Below are 19,018 nucleotides of genomic sequence, written 5' to 3'. Positions count from 1 at the left end.
GCAATTTTGCTACACCTCGTGACCGACCGGCCGGGGAGCAACCCACCACACCGGACGCTTTGCTCTGCTGCCACGGACGCAACAGGCACGCACGGCAACCGGTAGTTGATCGTGCCGCCGGTCGACCGGAGCCATCGTTCCTGCTCAGGGCCGTGTTGCGTATGGTGCAGCAGAGCAAAGCGGGGTGGGGGTTCTATCGCACCGGGCGCCGGAGGTGACGAAGGGTGAGCCTCCACCCTTCGTCACTCTCGGTGTCGCCCGTGGCTCCGTCCGCCCGGGCGCACACGGGCGCGGCGGATCCCGGTCAGGCCAGCGGGCCCACCTCGCGCTCGATCGCCGCCCGCAGTTGCGGCCCCGCGACCACCGCCCGGGCGGCCTCCATCACCGGGGCCAGGAACACGTCCGGTCCCGGCTCGCCGGCCGCCGCGGCGAGCGCCGCCACGGCCGCCTGCCCGGCCGGCGACGGCTCCAGCGGGGCGCGCAGCTGCAACCCGCGTACGGCAGCCAGCAGTTCCACCGCGAGCAGGCTGGTCAGGTTGTCCAGCACGGTGCGCAGCTTCTTGGTCGCCGCCCAGCCCATCGAGACGTGGTCCTCCTGCATGCCGCTGGTGGGCAGCGAGTCCACCGAGGCGGGCGCGGCGAGCCGACGGTTCTCCGCGACGATCCCGGCGGCCGTGTACTGGGCGATCATCAGGCCGGAGTTCACCCCGGCGTCGGGGGAGAGGAACGCCGGCAGCTCCCGGTTGCGGGCCACGTCGAGCAGCCGGTCCACCCGGCGCTCGGCGATCGCACCCACCTCGGCGGCGGCGATGGCCAGGTAGTCGGCGGCGAAGCCGAGCGGCGCGCCGTGGAAGTTGCCGGTCGACTCGACCCGCCCGTCGGGCAGCACCACCGGGTTGTCCACCACCGACAGCAGCTCCCGCCCGGCCACCGTCTCGACGAAGTCCAGGGTGTCGCGGGCCGCCCCGGCCACCTGCGGGGCGCAGCGCATCGAGTACGCGTCCTGCACGGCGTGCGCCAGGTCGTCGCGGTGCGAGTCCATCACCGCCGAGTTCTGCAACAGCTTGTGGATGTTCGCCGCCGAGGCGGCCTGGCCGGGGTGCGGGCGGATGGCGTGCAGCTCGGGCAGGAACGGCCGCTCCGAGCCGAGCATCGCCTCGATGGCCAGGGCGGCGGTCACGTCGGCCATGGCGAACAGGTGCCGGGCGTCGTGGATCGCCAGCAGCAGCATGCCGAGCATGCCGTCGGTGCCGTTGATCAGCGCCAGCCCCTCCTTGGCCGCCAGCGACACCGGGGCGAGCCCGGCCCGGCGCAGCGCGTCGGCGGCGTCGAGCCGCTCGCCGGCCGGCCCCAGCACCCACCCCTCGCCGAGCAGCACCAGCGCGCAGTGCGCCAGCGGAGCCAGGTCGCCGGAGGCGCCGAGCGAACCGTGCTCGGGCACCCACGGGGTGACGTCGTGGTTGAGCAGGTCGACCAGGGCCTCGGCGAGCAGCGGGCGGACCCCGGAGCGGCCCAGCGCCAGCGACCGGACCCGCAGCAGCATCATCGCCCGGACCACCTCGCGCGGCATCGGGGCGCCCACCCCGGCGGCGTGCGAGCGGATCAGAGCGTGCTGCAACTCGGCCCGCCGCTGCGGGGCGACGAAGGTGTTGGCCAGCGCGCCGAAGCCGGTGGAGACCCCGTAGACGGGCCGGCCGGCGGCCTCGATGCCGTCGACGATGCGCCGGCTGGCGGTCATCGCCTCGACGGCGGTCGGGTCGAGCACCACCTTGGCGCCGCCCCGGGCGACGGCGAGCAGGTCGGCGGGGGTGATCCCGGTGGACTGGACGGTCAGTGAGGACATTGCGGCACTCCGTTGTGCAGGACCTGGCGGATCAGCGGAACACCGGGCCGGTAGGCCAGGTGCAGGTGGGACGGCGCGTCGAGGATCATGAGGTCGGCCCGGGCGCCGCGCCGCAGCACCCCGACGTCGTCGCGGCGCAGCGCCCGCGCGCCGCCGGCCGTCGCGGCCCACACGGCCTCCGCCGGGGTCATCCGCATCTCGCGTACGGCGAGGGCGATGCAGAGCGGCATCGACGAGGTGTACGACGACCCGGGGTTGCAGTCGGTGGCCAGCGCCACGGTCACCCCCGCGTCGAGCAGCCGGCGGGCGTCCGGGTAGGGCGACCGGGTGGAGAACTCCGCCCCGGGCAGCAGGGTGGCCACCGTCGCCGAGCCGGCGAGCGCGTCCACGTCGGCGCCGGTCAGGTGGGTGCAGTGGTCGACGCTGGCCGCACCCAGCTCCACCCCGAGTCGTACGCCCGGCCCGGGGCCGAGCTGGTTGGCGTGCACCCGCACCCCCAGGCCGGCGGCCTGCCCGCCGGCGAGGATGGCCCGGGTGTGGTCGACGTCGAAGGCGCCCCGCTCGCAGAACACGTCGATCCACCGGGCGTGCGGTGCGGCGGCGGCCAGCATCGGCCCGCACACCAGCCCGACGTAGTCGTCGGGGCGGTCCGCGTACTCGGCGGGGACCACGTGGGCGCCGAGGAAGGTGGTGTCCTCGCTGAACTCGGCGGCGATCCGCAACGACCGGGCCTCGTCGGCGACGGTGAGGCCGTACCCGCTCTTGATCTCGATGGTGGTGGTGCCCTGCCGCATCGCCTCGCCGTGCAGCCGGCGCACGGTGGCCCGCAGCTGGTCGTCGGAGGCGGCGCGGGTGGCGCCCACGGTGGTCCGGATGCCGCCCCCGGTGTACGGCTCGCCGGCCATCCGGGCGGCGAACTCGGCGGCCCGGTCCCCGGCGAAGACCAGGTGGGCGTGGCTGTCCACGAAGCCGGGCAGCACGGCGGCCCCCTGCGCGTCGAGTCGCCGGTCGGCGGCCGGTGCGTAGCGGGCCGGCCCGACCCAGGCCACCTCCCCGTCCTCGACGAGCAGGGCGGCGTCGCGGCGCACACCGAGCGGGTCGCCGGGGCGGGCGTCGTTGGTGACCAGCTCACCGATGTTGTCCACCAGCAGGCTGCTCATGGGAGGGTCACCGCCGCGATCGCGTCCCGCAGTTCGGTGGGCACGTCGACGGTCAGGTGCCGGCCCTCGGCGACCACGGTCCGCCCGTCGACCACCACGTGGGTGACGTCGGCGGCGGTGGCCGCGAAGAACACCCCGACCGGCGGCACCCCGGCGGTACGGGCGCTGTCCAGCCGTACCGTCACCAGGTCGGCGCGGTCGCCGACGGCGAGCCGGCCGGCGTCGCCCCAGCCCAGCGCGGCGTGCCCGCCGACGGTGGCGGCGTGCAGCAGCTCGGCGGCCGTGAAGTGGCCCCGCCGGCGGGTGCGCAGCCGCTCGTCCAGCTCCACCGCCCGGGCCTCCTCGAAGAGGTCCACCACGGCGTGGCTGTCGCTGCCCAGGCTGAGCGGGCTGCCCGCCTCGACCAGCCGCCGGACCGGGCCGATCCCGTCGGCCAGGTCCCGCTCGGTGGTGGGGCAGAGACAGACCCCGGTGCGGCTCTCCCCGAGCAGCGCCACGTCGGCGCCGGTGGGGTGGGTGGCGTGCACGGCCGTGGTGTGCGGGCCCAGCACCCCGTGCTCGGCGAGCAGCCGGGTCGGGGTGACCCCGTGCGCCGCCCGACAGGCGTCGTTCTCGGCGGGCTGCTCGGACAGGTGCACGTGCAGCGGCACCCCGGCCCGGTCGGCCAGGTTCGCCACGGTGGCCAGCTGCTCGGCGGGCACGGCCCGGACGGAGTGGATCGCCGCGCCGACCCGGGCGTGGTCGTCCTCCGGCGCGAAGGCGGCCACCCGCTCCGCCCAGCGCAGCGCGTCGCCGTCGCCGAACCGGCGCTGCGGCCCGGCCAGCGGCGCACCGTCCACCGTGGCGGTCAGGTAGCAGGCGTCCAGCAGGGTGAGCCGGATCCCGGCGTGCGCGGCGGCCTCCACCAGTGCCGCCGACATGGCGTTCGGGTCGTCGTACGGCGTCCCGTCCGGCCCGTGGTGCAGGTAGTGGAACTCGCCCACGCAGGTGATCCCCGTGAGCGCCATCTCCGCGTACGCGGCCCGGGCCAGGGCCAGGTAGGAGTCCGGGTCGAGCCGGCCGGCGACGGCGTACATCGCCTCCCGCCAGCTCCAGAAGTCACCCCGGCGGGCGTGGGTACGCCCGCGTAGCGCCCGGTGGAAGGCGTGCGAGTGGGCGTTGGCCAGCCCCGGCAGGGTCAGCCCGGGCAGTCGTACGGCGTCGCCGAGCACCTCCACCCCGGCCGCCGGGGCGCCGCCCCCGACCAGTGGGGTGACCGCGGTGATCCGGCCGTCCACCGCCTCGATCAGCACGTCCGGGGTGGGTTCGGCGTGCTCGGGCAGCCAGGCGTACTCGGCGAGCCAGCGGGTGGCGGTCATGGTGTCGACTCCCTGTCGAGCTGAATCGTCTGCGACATCACCCGATCATGGCCGCGCCGAATCGTCTGCGACATCAGCTCGACAGCGCAGAACGCGTTCCCCTCCGCCCGGCCCCGGCCCGCCGCCGTCGGCCCGGTCGACCGGGCCGGACTCACCGACATGCCAGCTCCTCCAGTACCCGGGCCAGGGCGGTCACCCCGGCCGCGCAGTCGGCGTCGGTGGCGGACTCGGCGGGGGAGTGCGACACCCCTGTCGGGTTGCGGACGAAGAGCATCGCGGTCGGCAGGTGCGCCGCGAGCACCCCGGCGTCGTGTCCCGCCCCGGTGGGCAGCACCGGCGCGTCGAGCAGCTTCGCCAGCCGGTCGGCCAGCCCGCCGTCGAAGGCCACCAGCGGGGTGGCCGACTCCTGGGTGCAGGTCAGCCCGGTGCCGTCCCGCTTCGCCCGCTCGGCGGCCTTGGCGCGTACCGCCTCGACCAGGCCGTCCAGGGTCGTCGCCTCGGCCGCCCGGGCGTCCAGCCAGCCGGTGACCTTCGCCGGGATCGCGTTGGTGGCGTTGGGCTCGACGGCCACCCGGGCCACGGTGGCGTGCGCGTCGCGCAGCCGGGCCTCCTTGTTCGCCGCGAGCACGGTGAACGCGTAGGTGAGCATCGGGTCGCGGCGGTCGGCCATCCGGGTCGTACCCGCGTGGTTGCCCTCGCCGTGGAAGTCGAAGCGCCAGCGGCCGTGCGGCCAGATCGCGCTGGCCACCGCGACCGGCGCGGCCTGGTCGACCAGCGCGCGGCCCTGCTCGACGTGCAGCTCCACGAAGGCCGCGAAGCGGCCGAGCAGGCCCGCGTCGGCGCCCGCCGGCCGGTCACCCAGCGCCTCGGCGAAGCTCACCCCGGCGGCGTCGCGCAGCCCGGCCGCGCGGTCGACCGCGATCTCGCCGGTGAGCAGCCGCGACCCCAGGCAGGGTACGCCGAACCGGGCCCCCTCCTCCTCCACGAACGCGGCCACCACGACCGGCCGGACCGGGGTGACCCCGGCGGCCCGCAGCTCGTCCACGGCGAGCAGCGCGCTGACGATGCCGAGCGGACCGTCGTACGCCCCGCCGTGCGGCACCGAGTCGAAGTGGCTGCCGGTGAGCACCGCGTCCCCGGCGTCCGGGTCACCCCACCAGGCGAAGAGGTTGCCGTTGCCGTCCTCGGTCACCGCCATGTCCCGGGTCCGCGCCTGCCCCCGGAACCACTCCCGCAGCCGCAGCTCCGGGTCGGTCAGCGCGTAGCGCAGGTAGCCGCCGCTGCCGGCGTCCCGCCCGACCGGGGCGATCTCGTCCCACAGCTCCCGGAACCGGGCGGTCAGGTCCGTCATGAGGCTCCCTCGGCCATCGGCACCCGGACGCCGGTGCGGGTGGCGACCTCGCGGGCGTCGTCGTAGCCGGCGTCGACGTGCCGGATCACGCCCATCGCCGGGTCGTTGGTGAGCACCCGCTCGATCTTCTGGCCGGCCAGGGCGGTGCCGTCGGCGACGCAGACCTGCCCGGCGTGGATGGAGCGGCCGATGCCGACCCCGCCACCGTGGTGGATGGAGACCCAGGACGCCCCGCTGGCCGTGTTGACCAGCGCGTTGAGCAGCGGCCAGTCGGCGATCGCGTCGGAGCCGTCGGCCATCGCCTCGGTCTCCCGGTAGGGGCTGGCCACGCTGCCGCAGTCCAGGTGGTCCCGGCCGATCACCACCGGCGCGGAGAGCTCACCGGAGGCGACCATCTCGTTGAACCGCACCCCCGCCCTGTCCCGCTCGCCGTAGCCGAGCCAGCAGATCCGCGCCGGCAGGCCCTGGAAGGCGACCCGCTCGCCGGCCATCCGCATCCACCGGGCCAGGGACTCGTTCTCGGGGAAAAGGTCGAGGATGGCCTTGTCGGTGGCCGCGATGTCCTTGGGGTCGCCGGAGAGGGCCGCCCAGCGGAACGGGCCCCTGCCCTCGCAGAACAGCGGCCGGATGTACGCCGGCACGAAGCCGGGGAAGTCGAAGGCCCGCTCGTACCCGCCGAGGCGCGCCTCGCCGCGGATCGAGTTGCCGTAGTCGAAGACCTCCGCCCCGGCGTCGAGGAACCCGACCATCGCCTCGACGTGCTTCGCCATCGACGCCCGGGCCCGGTCGGTGAACTCGGCCGGCTTGGCCGCCGCGTAGTCCCGCGCGTCGCCCAGCTCGACCCCCTCCGGCAGGTACGACAGCGGGTCGTGCGCGCTGGTCTGGTCGGTCACGACGTCGATGGCGACGCCCCGGCGCAGCAGCTCGGGGAAGACGGTGGCCGCGTTGCCGACCACGCCGACGCTGAGCGCCCGCCGGTCCCGCTTCGCGGCGAGCACCCGCCGCACCGCGTCGTCCAGGTCGTCGGCGACCTCGTCCAGGTAGCGGTCGTGCGCCCGCCGCTCCAGCCGGGTGCGGTCCACGTCGACGATCAGGCAGGCGCCGCCGTTCATGGTCACCGCGAGGGGCTGCGCCCCGCCCATCCCGCCGCAGCCGGCGGTGAGGGTCAGCGTCCCGGCCAGCGAGCCGTTGAACCGCTTCTCGGCCACCGCCGCGAACGTCTCGTAGGTGCCCTGGAGAATGCCCTGGGTGCCGATGTAGATCCACGAGCCGGCGGTCATCTGGCCGTACATGGTCAGGCCGAGGGACTCCAGCCGGCGGAACTCCGGCCAGGTGGCCCAGTCGCCGACCAGGTTGGAGTTGGCCAGCAGCACCCGGGGCGCCCACTCGTGGGTACGCATGACACCCACCGGGCGGCCGGACTGCACCAGCATGGTCTCGTCGTCGCGCAGCTCGGTCAGCGTCCGCACCAGCGCGTGGTACGACGGCCAGTCCCGGGCGGCCTTCCCGGTGCCGCCGTAGACCACCAGGTCGTCGGGGCGCTCGGCCACCTCCGGGTCGAGGTTGTTCATCAGCATCCGCAGGGCGGCCTCCTGCGGCCACCCCTTGGCGGTGCGTGTGGTGCCGCGGGCGGCGCGGACGGGCTGGTGCATCTCGTACTCCTCTCAGCCGAGGAACAACTGACGGCGGGCGGCGGACGACTCGAACGCCTCGAGCCGGGCCTGGGTCTCGGCGGGGGTGGCGTCGCAGATCGCCTGGAGCACCACCATGGCCAGGGTCATCGGGGCGGTGTGCAGGTCGAAGACGAGCCCGGTGCCGACGGCGGCCGGGAGGACCAGCTCGGCGTACTCGGCGGCCGGGCTGACCGGGGAGTCGGTGATCGCCACGACGGTCAGCCCGGCGTCGCGGGCCTCCCGCAGCGCGTCCAGGGTCTCCCGGGGATAGCGGGGCAGGACCAGCGCGAGCAGGGTGGTCGCGCCGGCCGCGGCGGCCTGCTCCAGCCGGTCGGTGAGCAGGCTGCCGCCGTCGTCGAGCACCCGCACGTCGGGGTGCACCTTGGCCGCGAAGTAGGCGAAGTAGGCGGCCAGCGGCGCGGCGGCGCGCAGCCCCAGCACGGGCAGCGGCCGGCTGGCCGCCAGCAGCCGGCCCGCCTCGGCGATCCGCTCCCGGTCGCCCAGCTCACCGGCGAGCCGGTCCAGGTTGCCCATCTCGGCGCGGACGGCCCGTTGCAGCTCGTTGCCGGCGCTCCCGCCGTCGGGCACGCCGGTCGGGGCGATCTCCCGCAGCCGGCGGCGCAGCGCCGGGTAGCCGTCGTGGCCGAGCGCCACCGCGAACCGGGTCACCGACGGCTGGCTGACCCCGGCCAGCTCGGCCACCTCGGCGGCGGAGAGGTACGCCGCGGCGGCGGCGTGCTGCACCAGGCAGTGCGCGATCCGCCGCTGGGTCGGGGTGAGCCGGATGCCGTGGAACAGGTCGAGCACCCGGTCCGGCGCCGTGGCGACCCCTCCTTCATTCATGCCGTGACTCTATGCATGAAAACTTTCAGCGGGCAAGCGTCCACCCGCTCCCGGCCCACGGACCACGGGCGAGAAGGTGAGCCCCTTCTCTGTACTATCCGCACGGCGGGCGAGCAGAGGAGTCTTGGCATGCAGCCGGTAGGTCCGTACAGATTCACCGAGGCGTTCGGCGTCTGTCAGGTGGGTACGGCTTGGTGGGCCCTCGACGGGCAGGACCGGCTGGTCACGGTGGCGGTGCTGGAAGGCGCCGCGGCCAACGATCCACCGTGGCGGCAGGCGTTCGCCAACGCCGCCAACACGATGGCCCAGACCCCCACCGGCCCCCGCTATGTCAACGCCGACCTGAACGCCGCCCAGCCCTGGGTGGCGTACCCCTCCGAGGAGGGGTTGGGCGCCCAGCGTCTCTTCCAGACCCTCGGCATGGACCTGCACCCGGCGGAGGCGCAGGCCACCGTGCTGATCCCCGCCACCGGCGCCGTCACCGAGCCGCCGCGACCGGTCTCCGGCGTACCCACGTCCGGCTCACCGGCCCCCACCTCCGGCCCGCCGCAACTGCCGTGGGCGATGCACGCCGCCACCGCCACCCCGCAGCAGGGCACCACCGTGCCGCAGCAGGCGCCGCAGTCACCCGCACCGTCCATGGTGTCCGGCCCGCCGGCCACCGATCCGTTCGCCCACCCCGCCCGCCGCATCCAGCCCACGCCGGCCGGCGGCGGCACCGCCCGGGACGGCGCCACCTGGCTCACGGTCGCCGCGCTGGTGCTCGGGATCCTCGCCGCGGTCGGCGGCGTCGGCCTCACCGCGGGTGGGGACGACACCGGGGCGCAGGCGCCGGGGCCGGTGACCGAGTTCCCGACCACGGCCCTGACGCAGCCCGGCCTGCGGCCGTGGGCCGACTTCGCGCCGGGCAGCCCGCAGGAACGGGCGATCGCCGTGGCCGGACCGTCGCTGGTCTTCATCGAGTCGGTCTTCACCGGATACCTCCGCGACCGGACCACCAACCGGCCGGTGCGGACCACCCCGATCGTCTTCAGCCGCCGCTGCACCGGCTTCGTCGTCGACACCGCCGGACACGCGCTGACCAGCAGCTCCTGCGTCAAGCCCGGTGAGGAGTACGCGCGCCGGATCGCCCTGGACGCGGTGGCCCGGATGATGGTCCGGGAGGGCAAGCTCACCGACGCCCAGGTGGACGGCTACATCACCACGAACCTGGAGCGGACCCGGTTCACCGGCGTGGACACCGGCACCGACCCGAGCGCCCAGCTGTACGCGCAGCTGGGCGAGGCCAAGGGCAACGTGACCGACAGCCCCGCCATCCCCGGCCAGGTGGTCGCGGCGCAGACCGAGGAGACCGGCAACGTCGCGCTGGTCAAGCTGGAGCGGGGCAACCTGCCCGTCGCCGAGATCGACACCCGCGCCGACGTCACCGGGGTCGGCAACCTGCTGATCCTCGGCTTCGCCACCACCGACTCCGACTTCCGGGCCGCCACCTACCGGCCGCGCACCCTGTTCGCCAAGATCGCCGGCACCGGCCGGCGGGGTGACCTGTCCATGTGGCGGATCGGCGAGGACCTCGGCAACACCTCGTACGGCGGCATCGCCGTCGACCCGGCCGGCCGGGTCGTCGGCATGCTCGACCAGGACCTCGCCCGGCCGGACCGGGCCAACCGGGTGGTGCTGCCCGCGTCGGCCTTCTCCGGCCTCCTCGGCGACGCCGGGGTGCAGGCCGGCCCGGGCGACTCCGACCGCCTCTACCGGTCCGGTCTGGACGCCTACTTCACCGGCCGCTACCCGAGCGCCGTGGACCAGCTCGGGACGGTGGCGCGGCAGGTGCCCGACAACCAGCTCGCCGGCTCCTACCGGCAGAACGCCGACAACCGGCGGCAGCTGGAGGGCGAACCGTCCGGCCGCCCCGGCTGGGCCCGCTGGCTGCTCGTCGGCGCCGGCAGCGCGCTGCTGGTCGTCCTGGTCCTGCTGGTCGTGTCGCGCGCCAGGCGACGCGGGTGAGCACCACCGCCACCACCCTGCCGCCGGCCCGCCGCGCCGCCGGCCCCACCCGCTCGCTGTCGCACCTGCTGTCGGTGGCGATCGTCGTGGTCGTCGGGATCCTGCTGGTGCACGTCCTCGTGGAGACCTGGGCCCAGGTGCTCACCGGGCCGACCAGCGAGGACCCCCGGGTCAACCTGGAGAACGCGGCCCAGTGGCCGAAGCAGCTCAAGACCCTGCTCTACCTGACGCTGGCCGGGCTGGCCGTGGCCAGGGTCGCCGTCGACCGGCTCTGGCACCGGTTCCGTACCGGAGCCGACCTCGCCCTGGTCGTGCTCGGCCTGGTGATGGTGCTCGCCGGCCTGGTCAACGACTCGTCGGCCGGCCTGATGGGTCAGGCGCTCTTCGTCTACTTCCGCGGGGTGCTGGTCTTCTACGCCCTGCGGGCCGCCGACCTGGAAGCCGGGATGGTGCGCCGGCTGCTCCAGGTCGTGGCCGCCGTGGTCGGCCTGAACGTGCTCTTCGCCCTGGTGCAGATGGTGGTCGGTGCACCGGCCTACCGGGCGCTGGGCTGGGTGGACATGACCTGGGCGGAACAGAGCCGCGCGCAGGGCCTCCAGCCGCACCCGAACCACCTCGGGCACCTGCTCGGGCTGACCCTGCTCGGCTTCGTCGCCTGGGTCGCGGTCCGGCCCTCGGTCCGCCCCGCCTGGTGGGCGGTGGCCGGCGTGGTGGCGCTGGCGCTGTCGGCGAGCCAGTCACGGGAGTCGCTGCTCGGTGTGCTGGGCGCCGCCGTGCTGATCGCGATCCTGGTGCGGGGGAGCGCCCGCCGGGTGCTCGCCGTCTGCCTCGTCCTGGTGCTCTGCACCGCCGCCCAGATCGCCGCCCGCCCCGACAACCGGGCCGAGTGGGAGCGGCGGGTGGGCAACGCCTTCAGCGGCTTCCTCCACCCGGCCGGCAGCGAACACCGGGCCGCCCCCGCGACCGCCACCGGATCCCCGGGGAAGGCCGCCGCGCCCTCGGCCAGCCGGTCGCCCTCGCCGCGCCCGAAGCCCTCGGCCAGCCGGTCGGCCTCACCGAAGCCGAAGCCGTCGGCCAGCCGGACCGCCTCCCCGAAGCCGAAGCCCTCCGGCGGTCGTACGCCGGCGGTGACCGCGGCGCCGTCGCGCCCGGCGGCCAGCCCGTCACCGGCGCCGGTACGCGAGATCCGGGTCCTCTATCTCCAGCAGGCCGCCGACATCCTGCCCCGGCAGCCGTTGCTCGGCTTCGGCATCGGTCAGTTCGGTGGCGTCGTCGCCGAGAAGAACAACCCGCAGTGGCACAAGAACCCGAAGTTCGGCCCCAAGGGCTTCAACCGGTACGGCTTCCAGGCGGTCCAGATCGACTCGTTCTGGCTGCACCTCACCATGGAGGCCGGCATCCTCGGGCTGATCGCCTTCCTGGTCTGGCTCTTCTTCGTCGTCCGGCCCCTGCTGGCCGCGACCTCCCGGCGCCGGAACCCCGACGGCCCACCGCCGTCCGCACCGGTGGTGTGGGGGATCGCCGCGATGGTCTTCGCCGGCTTCGTGGCCTTCCTGTCACCCGCCTTCGAGGACCCGCTGCTGCCGGCTCTGCTGTGGACGATCATCGGCCTGGCCTGGTGGGCGTGCCGGCGCTCGCGGGAGGAGGCCGCGTCGGTCTACACCGCCCCCACCGAGATGCTGTCGGTTATCCGTCGCTCCGGCGACACCGACGCCCGCACCCACATCCTCACCACCGACGAGATCCTGGACGTCGCCCGACGGTCCCGCCGCCCGGCACCGACGCCGACCTGGGACGATGCGCCCCGCCCCGGCGCCGGGCCGGGACGGGCCGACGACCCCGGACCGGAGCAGCGACCGCCGTGGGGCGCCGACCGACGCTGACACGGACCGTTCGGCGGAACTCGGCCCGCCGGACCGGTGCATAGAATCCGCTTTGCCATGTGACGACGCGCGTCGATCGGATGCTGCCCGCTGCCGTTGCGGTGCGGCGTCCGGCCGGTGCGGCGTCGTCCCGACAACGCACACGGGGGCGACGAGAGGTATGGACGCACGGGACGACCAGGCCCAGAACGCGATCACGGCGGCCGGTGACGCCGGTCCATGATGGTGCGACCCCCTGATGTCCGCCCTCAGGCGTCGACCCACGCCCCGGCGCCCCACGCCGCCGCCCGGCAGGTCGCACCGGCCAACGCCCGCCACCATGGACGGACCCCACCCACCACGCCGGCCATCTCGGTCTGCATCGCCGTTCGGAACCGCCCCGAGCTGCTGGTCAAGTCCGTGCGCAGCGTCCTGTCCGGCGGCTTCGCCGACTTCGAGGTGGTGATCGTCGACGACGGTTCCGCCACCCCGGTGCAGGAGGGGCTGGCCGCCGCGGGCCTGCTCGCCGACGACCGGATCCGGCTGGTCCGGCAACCGCCCGCCGGGATCAGCGCCGCCCGGAACACCGCGTTGCAGGTGGCCCGCGGCCGGTACGTCACCGTCCTCGACTCCGACGACGAGCTGGCCCACGACGGGCTGAGCCGCATCCACGAGCAGTTCGACCGCACCGGGGCGCGCTGGATCTACACCGACTACGAGGAGCTCACCGCCGCGGGGAGCCGGGTCATCCACCTGCCGTCGTTCGACTCGCCGCGACGGATGCTCTGGTCGGTGCTCAGCCGCCCCCGCCTGCCGTTCAAGCACTCCGGCATGTCGATGGAACGCGACCTGCTCGCCGGCATCGGCGGGTACGACGAGGGCACCCCGATCAAGGTGGACGTGGAGCTGGTGCTCCGCGCCCTCGCCAACGGCGTGCACCTGGTCCACCTGGCGCACCCGGTGGTGCGGTTCCACCGGCACGACACCAACATCAGCCGGCAGCGGCTGGCCGGCCTGCGGGTCTGGAACCGGCTGATCAGGACGTACAGTCCGACCCGGGTCCCGGGCCCCGCCCTGGGCATCATGCTGGTCCGCTCGGCGAGCGAACTCGGCAAGGCGCTGGTCACCGCCGTGGGCCGCTGAGGACTCCGGGGTCGCGACCACCCGGCCCACCGGTGCCGTCCCCGCCTCGGACGGCACCGGTGGGCCGGTCAGCGGGCCAGCACCCGCCGGTACACCGCGTCGATCCGTTGCGCCACCAGCCGCTCGTCCAGCCACGCGTTGCGCTCCCGCCCGTCGGCGCGGCGCCCGTCCCGCAGCACCTCGGCCGCCCGGTCGGCCAGCTCCAGCACCAGCCGCTGCCGGTTCTCCCCCTCGACCGGCCCGTCGGGGAACCCGACGACCGCACCCGGGCGTACGCCGGCCAGCACCTCGGCCACGTCACCGACGTCCACCGACACCACGGGAAGCCCCATCGCGGTGGCCTCCTTCACCACCGTCGGCGACCCCTCCTTGCCCCGCCGTGAGGTGAACAGCAGCAGGTCGGCGGCGTCGAACTTGCGGACCAGGTCGGTCTGCAACTGGCCGGGCGCGTGCAGGACCAGCTCCCGCACCGCCGGGTCCCGCCGGTGCAGCTCCGCCAGCACGTCCCGGAAGACGTCGTACCCCTTGACCTGCCGGGCCGGGTCGGCGGCGAAGAGCACCACCCGGGCCCCCTCCGGGATGCCGAGGCGGCGCCGGGCGTCCGCCCGGTCACCCGGCCGGAAGAAGGAGAAGTCCACCCCGTTGGCGATGATGTCGCCCTCGGCGTCGCCGGCGGTCTCGGCGAGCCGGTGCGAGACGTAGATCCGGGCCCGGGTGCCACCCCAACCGACCTTGGTCATCATCCGCTGCCGGGGGACGTTGACGTCGCTGCCGTACAGCGACAGCACGGTCGCCGGGTGGTTGGCGAGCCGGGCTGCCGGGGCGGCCATGCCGTAGTGCACGTGGACGATGTCGTAGCCACCCTCGGCGACCCGGCGGCGCACCCGGGGGCCGGCGGTCAGGTAGTCGAGCTTGCCCCGGGACTGGGCGATGACCTCCACGTCGACCTGGTGTCCGAGCGCCCGCAGGGCGGTCACCTGGCGTTGCACGAAGATCCCCCGATAGCTGGTGGGATCCTCCGGCCAGAGGTTCGTCACCGCGAGCACCCGCAACGGGTGGGTGGGGCCGGCCGGATCGGCGGGATGGGTCACCTGTTCTCCTAGCAGAGTCGGGGGTCAGATCGTCCGGGCCGGCCGGCGCCCGCGCAGCACCGCCAGCAGGCCGGCCACCTCCCGGCGCAGCAGCGCCAACGCCACCAGCGGCGCGCCGACGGCAAGCAGCCCGGCCGGCCAGGACCAGTGGCGGACCGGCCCGAGGCTGGCCAGCAGCATGCCGGCGGCCATCAGCACCAGGCAGCGGGCCAGCGTGCCCGCCCAGGCGAGCCGGTGCAGCCGCCACACCGTGACCACCGGCACCAACGCGGTCACCGCCGTGCCGACCAGGTAGCCGAGGCCGACGCCGACCGCGCCGAGCGGCCCCGCCGCGACGGCCACCACCGCGAGGCCGACCAGGCATCCCAGCACCGCCGAGGCGACCGGCACCCGGCTCTGCCTGGCGGACCCGCTGGCCAGGGCGTTGACCGCGGGCACCTGGAGGATGCCGAAGGACGAGGCGCAGAGCATCAACCGCAGCACGGGCGCCCCACCGGCGTACCCGCCGCCGCCGAAGAGCTGGAGGACCAGCGGGGCGGTGGCCAGGCCCACCAGGAACACCGGGGTCATCACCACCGCCAGCGCCCGGGTCGACACGTCTACCTGCTGGCGCACCGCCGAGTGGTCACCGGCGCCGTGCGCCCCGGCCATCGCCGGGAACAGCGCCAGCGCCATCGCCCGGGGCAGGAACCACAGCGGCGCGATCAGGGCGACCGCGGCCACCAGGTAGGCCACCTCCGCGGGCGCCGCGAAGTGCCCGGCCAGCAGCTGGGTGGCCTGGAGGAAACCGGCGCTGGCCAGCGTCCCGACGCTGGCCAGCACGGCGAACGACAACACCTGCCGGCGGTCGAAGGCACCCCCGGCCCCGGGGGCCTCCCGGCGCCGGTGCCGGCGGATCTCCCGCCGGGCCAGCAGCACGAAACAGCCGTAGCCGAGGCAGAGCGGCAGCAGGTAGAAGGTCCGCCCGGTGACGATCACCGCGACCGTGGCCGCCACGGCCAGCACCGACGTGCCCAGCTCGATCCGGGCGTACCGGGGGACCAGGCCGTGGCCGTACATCGCCGACTTGTCCACCGTGTACAACGCGTAACTGGCGGTCAGCACGGCCACCGACACCGTGTCGACGGCGTCGAGCGGATGCAACCGCCGCAGCACCAGCGCGGTGACCAGGCCCAGCAGGAGCGACGAGAACAGCCCCAGGCGGGACAGGAACCGGTGCACCGCCCAGGCGCCCGGCAGGTCCGCGGCGCCGCGGTGGAACGCCACGAACTTCGACATGCCCGCGGACACCCCGCCCGGCAGCAACAGGCTGGCGATCATGCTCGCCGCCAGCATGATGCCGACCAGGCCGTACCGCTCCCGGTCGGTGGCGTGGCTGGTCAACGAGCCGTGCACCAGCCGGGTCAGGCCGACCGCGAGCAGGGCCAGCATCGACAGCGCCCCGGCCCTGACCACCGAGGCGGACCGGCCGGCGGCCGGTGGGTCCGCCGGGGTCTCCGCGCCCGCCGCGGTCTCCGCGGTCTCCGTGGCGGGCGGCCGGCGCGCCGCGCCGTACACCCGGCCGGGGCCGGCGGGTCGCGCGGTCGGCGCCGGCGCGGGCCGCGGGGCGGAAGCGGGCTGCACGGTCAGACCACCGGGCCCGTCGCGAACCGCGGAGACGTCCGCAATGCCCGGCTGGGCCGGGAACGTGACGGTCGACAGGGGACGGTGGGGCACGGGCCGTAGGATGGGCCGGCTCCCGGTCGCTTCTCGTCACGTCCGTAACGCACCCGAGGATGGTAATGGCCGAAGACGCTCCCGGCGGTACCGTGCCGGCCGGCGGCCCGCGCGGCGGCCGACCGGACCCGGCCGTCGCGGCGTGGGCCACCGAGGGTCACCGTCCCGCCGTCCGAGCGCGGCTGCCCCGACCGTGGTGGGCCGCCCTCGCCGGAGCCGTCGCGCTGCTGCTGGTCGGCGCCCTGTCGGTCGCCTGGTCCCGGAACGACCCCGGCGACGACCCGGTCGCCGCCGGCTGGCACGCCGCGGCCACCCCGGACCGGCCGACCCTGCGGGAGTACGCCCCGCACACGGTGCGCATCGGCACCGCCGTCAACGCCCGGATGCTCGACGACCCGGCCTACCGGGCCGTCCTGGCCTCCGACTTCACCGCGGTGACCGCCGAGAACGCCATGAAGTGGCAGGTCCTGCAACCCACCCCCGGACGGTACGACTGGACCGCCGCCGACCGGATCGTCGGGATCGCCCTCGACAACGGTCAGGCCGTCTACGGGCACACCCTGGTCTGGCACAGCGGCACACCGGCCTGGGTGTCCGAGTCGTGGCCCCGGGAGAAGCTGCGGGCCCTGCTCCGCGAGCACGTCACCACGGTGGTGTCCCGCTACCGGGGCAAGGTCTGGGCGTGGGACGTGGTGAACGAGGCCCTGGCCGACGACGGTTCGCTGCGCGACACCATCTGGCTGCGCAGGCTCGGGCCCGGCTACATCGCCGACGCGTTCCGCTGGGCCCACCAGGCCGACCCGGACGCCCGGCTGTTCATCAACGAGTACGACACCGAGGGCCGCACCCGCAAGGCCCACGCCCTGTGGCAGCTGGTCCACCGGTTGCGCGCCGACGGCGTACCGATCCAGGGCGTCGGGTTCCAGAGCCACCTGCGGGCCAGCAAACCGCCGCAGGACATGACCGGCAACCTGCGCCGGTTCGCAGCCCTCGGCGTGGCGGTGGCCGTCACCGAACTGGACGTCCGGGTGCCGCAGCCGGTCACCCCGGAGAAACTGGCCAGCCAGGCGCTGATGTACCAGTACGTGCTCGGGGCCTGCCTGGCCGTGCCGACCTGCGAGTCGTTCACGGTGTGGGGCTTCACCGACGCCAGCAGCTGGATCCCGCACCGCTACCCCGGCTACGACTCGGCCTGCCTCTTCGACTCCACGATGCGGCCCAAACCGGCCCACTCGGCGCTGGTCACCGAACTACGCACCCACCCGCCGGCCTCACCTGGCTGACCGTCGCGGAGAATCCGGGCGGATCGGTCCTCATCGGCCGAACCGCCGATGGTCCGCCCGGCCCGCCGCGCGTACGGTGCACGTCGCGTTCTCCCGACGGGGGCTGACGAAGGAAGGACGATCGTGTCCCTGAACACCCAGGTCCCGGCGCCCCGCGCCGGGCGACCCACGCCGCCCGACGCCGGTGTCATCGCACCCTCCCACGGCTACGCCCGGGCGGCCTTCGGCCGCCGGACCACGCCCCGGGTGATGTGGCACCGGCCGTACATCCTCTGGCTGCTCGTGCTCGACCTGCTGGCCGCCCTCGCCGCCAGCCAGACCGCCGTCGCCCTGCTCGACAAGGCCGACGCGGGCTTCCAGGACCCGGCGGCGCCCGGCGGCGTCGACGGCATCTTCGTCCTGGTGGCGAATCTCGGCATCCCGCTCGGCTGGGTGCTGATCCTCGCCGCCTGCGGTGCGTACGACCGGCGGGCGCTGGGCACCGGCACCGAGGAGCTGAAGCGGGTCCTGCGCGCCGACATCGCCATGGCCGCCACCGTGTCGCTGCTGGCGCTGGGCTTCAAGAAGGACCTGTCCCGGCTGACCGTGCTGCTGGTGGTCACCGCCGCCCTGGTCTACACCCTGGTCGGCCGGTTCCTCGCCCGCCTCGTGCTGCACCACCTGCGCCGCTCCGGGTCGCACGCGTCGCAGAAGATCCTGCTGGTCGGCAAGCTCTCCGACGCCCTGGCCCTCTACGACGTGGTCACCCGCAACAAGGCCGCCGGGCTCTGCCCCATCGCGATCCACCTGCCGCAGCACCCCCGGCCCGGCGAGACGGTGACCGCCCCCGTGCCCGTCTACGTCGGCTGGGAACTGGTCCCCCTGGTCCAGGAGATCGGCGCCGACACCATCGCCGTCTGCGGCCCGGCCAGCCTGGAGTCGTACGAGCTGCGCAAGCTGGCCTGGCAGCTGGAGGGGACCGGGCTGGACCTGGTCGTCGTCCCGCAGGTCACCGACGTGACCGGCCCCCGCATCCACGTCCGACCGGTCGACGGGATGCCGCTGCTCACCGTCGAGGAACCCACCCTCTCCGGGCTGTCACTGGTCACCAAGAGCGCCCTGGACCGGCTGACCGCCCTGGTCGGGCTGATCCTGCTCAGCCCGCTCCTGCTCGGCATCGCCGCGGCGATCAAGTTCACCGACCCGGGGCCGGTGATGTTCCGGCAGCGCCGCATCGGCTACCAGGGCAAGGCGTTCAAGGTCTGGAAGTTCCGCACCATGTACACCGACGCCGAACAGCGGCTCGCGGCCCTCCAGGACCAGAACGAGAGCGACGGCCTGCTGTTCAAGATGAAGGACGACCCACGGGTCACCCCGATCGGCAAGCACCTGCGGGCACTGTCGCTGGACGAGCTGCCCCAGCTGATCAACGTGCTGGTGGGGCAGATGTCGCTGGTCGGCCCGCGCCCGCTGCCGACCGAGGACGACGACTACCAGGGCGACGTCCGCCGCCGGCTGCTGGTCCGCCCCGGCATCACCGGCCTCTGGCAGGTCTCCGGGCGCTCCGACCTCACCTGGGACGACGCCGTCCGGCTCGACCTGCACTACGTCGACAACTGGTCGCTCACGTACGACATCGGCATCCTCTGGCGCACCGCCAGCGTGGTGCTGGCCCGGCGCGGCGCGTACTGACCCCGACGGCCGGGCCC

At 74.7% G+C, this 19,018-nt stretch carries 13 protein-coding genes; 5 read left to right on the top strand and 8 right to left on the bottom strand.

Features of this window, described 5'->3' with window-relative positions; all coding sequences use genetic code 11:
- Positions 1–304 precede the first annotated feature (304 nt).
- The 6 genes from hutH to GA0070564_RS01605 all read right to left on the bottom strand — a co-directional run bounded on the left by hutH (position 305) and on the right by GA0070564_RS01605 (position 8,228).
- Positions 305–1,843: a histidine ammonia-lyase gene (gene hutH / locus GA0070564_RS01630; RefSeq protein WP_091601442.1), complete on the bottom strand. Its 1,539-nt coding sequence runs from the start codon at positions 1,841–1,843 to the stop codon at positions 305–307.
- Positions 1,831–3,003 (bottom strand): imidazolonepropionase, encoded by a 1,173-nt coding sequence (hutI, locus tag GA0070564_RS01625; protein ID WP_091601440.1) that lies wholly within the window; start codon positions 3,001–3,003, stop codon positions 1,831–1,833. Before hutI ends, hutH begins: the two co-directional genes overlap by 13 nt.
- On the bottom strand, positions 3,000–4,361 hold the full coding sequence (locus GA0070564_RS01620; RefSeq protein ID WP_091601438.1) for a formimidoylglutamate deiminase: 1,362 nt from the start codon (positions 4,359–4,361) through the stop codon (positions 3,000–3,002). Before GA0070564_RS01620 ends, hutI begins: the two co-directional genes overlap by 4 nt.
- Positions 4,362–4,512: 151 nt before the next feature.
- Positions 4,513–5,712: an allantoate amidohydrolase gene (locus GA0070564_RS01615; protein WP_091601436.1), complete on the bottom strand. Its 1,200-nt coding sequence runs from the start codon at positions 5,710–5,712 to the stop codon at positions 4,513–4,515.
- Positions 5,709–7,364, bottom strand: coding sequence for a urocanate hydratase (gene hutU / locus GA0070564_RS01610; RefSeq protein ID WP_091601433.1), 1,656 nt, complete (start codon positions 7,362–7,364; stop codon positions 5,709–5,711). The genes GA0070564_RS01615 and hutU overlap by 4 nt, the downstream gene beginning before the upstream one ends.
- A gap of 12 nt (positions 7,365–7,376) precedes the next feature.
- A complete protein-coding gene (locus tag GA0070564_RS01605; protein WP_091601431.1) occupies positions 7,377–8,228 on the bottom strand; it encodes a MurR/RpiR family transcriptional regulator in 852 nt (283 codons plus the stop codon).
- 129 nt (positions 8,229–8,357) lie between these two features.
- Here GA0070564_RS01605 and GA0070564_RS01600 point away from each other — a divergent pair, with 129 nt between their 5' ends.
- The 3 genes from GA0070564_RS01600 (at position 8,358) to GA0070564_RS01590 (ending at position 13,240) form a co-directional block, all read left to right on the top strand.
- Positions 8,358–10,235, top strand: coding sequence for a trypsin-like peptidase domain-containing protein (locus tag GA0070564_RS01600; RefSeq protein ID WP_091601429.1), 1,878 nt, complete (start codon positions 8,358–8,360; stop codon positions 10,233–10,235).
- Positions 10,232–12,118, top strand: coding sequence for an O-antigen ligase family protein (locus GA0070564_RS01595; RefSeq protein WP_091601427.1), 1,887 nt, complete (start codon positions 10,232–10,234; stop codon positions 12,116–12,118). Before GA0070564_RS01600 ends, GA0070564_RS01595 begins: the two co-directional genes overlap by 4 nt.
- 399 nt (positions 12,119–12,517) lie before the next feature.
- Complete coding sequence (locus GA0070564_RS01590; RefSeq protein ID WP_245669780.1) at positions 12,518–13,240, top strand: glycosyltransferase; 723 nt, start codon at positions 12,518–12,520, stop codon at positions 13,238–13,240.
- 68 nt (positions 13,241–13,308) lie between these two features.
- Here GA0070564_RS01590 and GA0070564_RS01585 read toward each other — a convergent pair whose 3' ends face one another.
- Positions 13,309–14,331 (bottom strand): glycosyltransferase, encoded by a 1,023-nt coding sequence (locus GA0070564_RS01585; protein ID WP_091601423.1) that lies wholly within the window; start codon positions 14,329–14,331, stop codon positions 13,309–13,311.
- A gap of 24 nt (positions 14,332–14,355) precedes the next feature.
- Positions 14,356–16,047 carry a lipopolysaccharide biosynthesis protein gene (locus tag GA0070564_RS01580; RefSeq protein WP_091601421.1) on the bottom strand — a complete coding sequence of 564 codons (1,692 nt, stop codon included), beginning with the start codon at positions 16,045–16,047 and terminating at the stop codon, positions 14,356–14,358.
- A gap of 65 nt (positions 16,048–16,112) precedes the next feature.
- Here GA0070564_RS01580 and GA0070564_RS01575 point away from each other — a divergent pair, with 65 nt between their 5' ends.
- The gene (locus GA0070564_RS01575; protein WP_176730524.1) at positions 16,113–17,330 is read left to right on the top strand and encodes an endo-1,4-beta-xylanase; all 1,218 of its coding nucleotides are present in this window, start codon (positions 16,113–16,115) and stop codon (positions 17,328–17,330) included.
- Between the two features lie 123 nt (positions 17,331–17,453).
- Complete coding sequence (locus tag GA0070564_RS01570; RefSeq protein WP_245669779.1) at positions 17,454–19,001, top strand: sugar transferase; 1,548 nt, start codon at positions 17,454–17,456, stop codon at positions 18,999–19,001.
- Positions 19,002–19,018 lie beyond the last annotated feature (17 nt).

Source organism: Micromonospora mirobrigensis, from assembly GCF_900091555.1.
GTDB lineage: Bacteria > Actinomycetota > Actinomycetes > Mycobacteriales > Micromonosporaceae > Micromonospora > Micromonospora mirobrigensis.
Note: the sequence above shows the minus strand (reverse complement) of the source record. Positions and strands in the feature narration are given on the sequence as shown.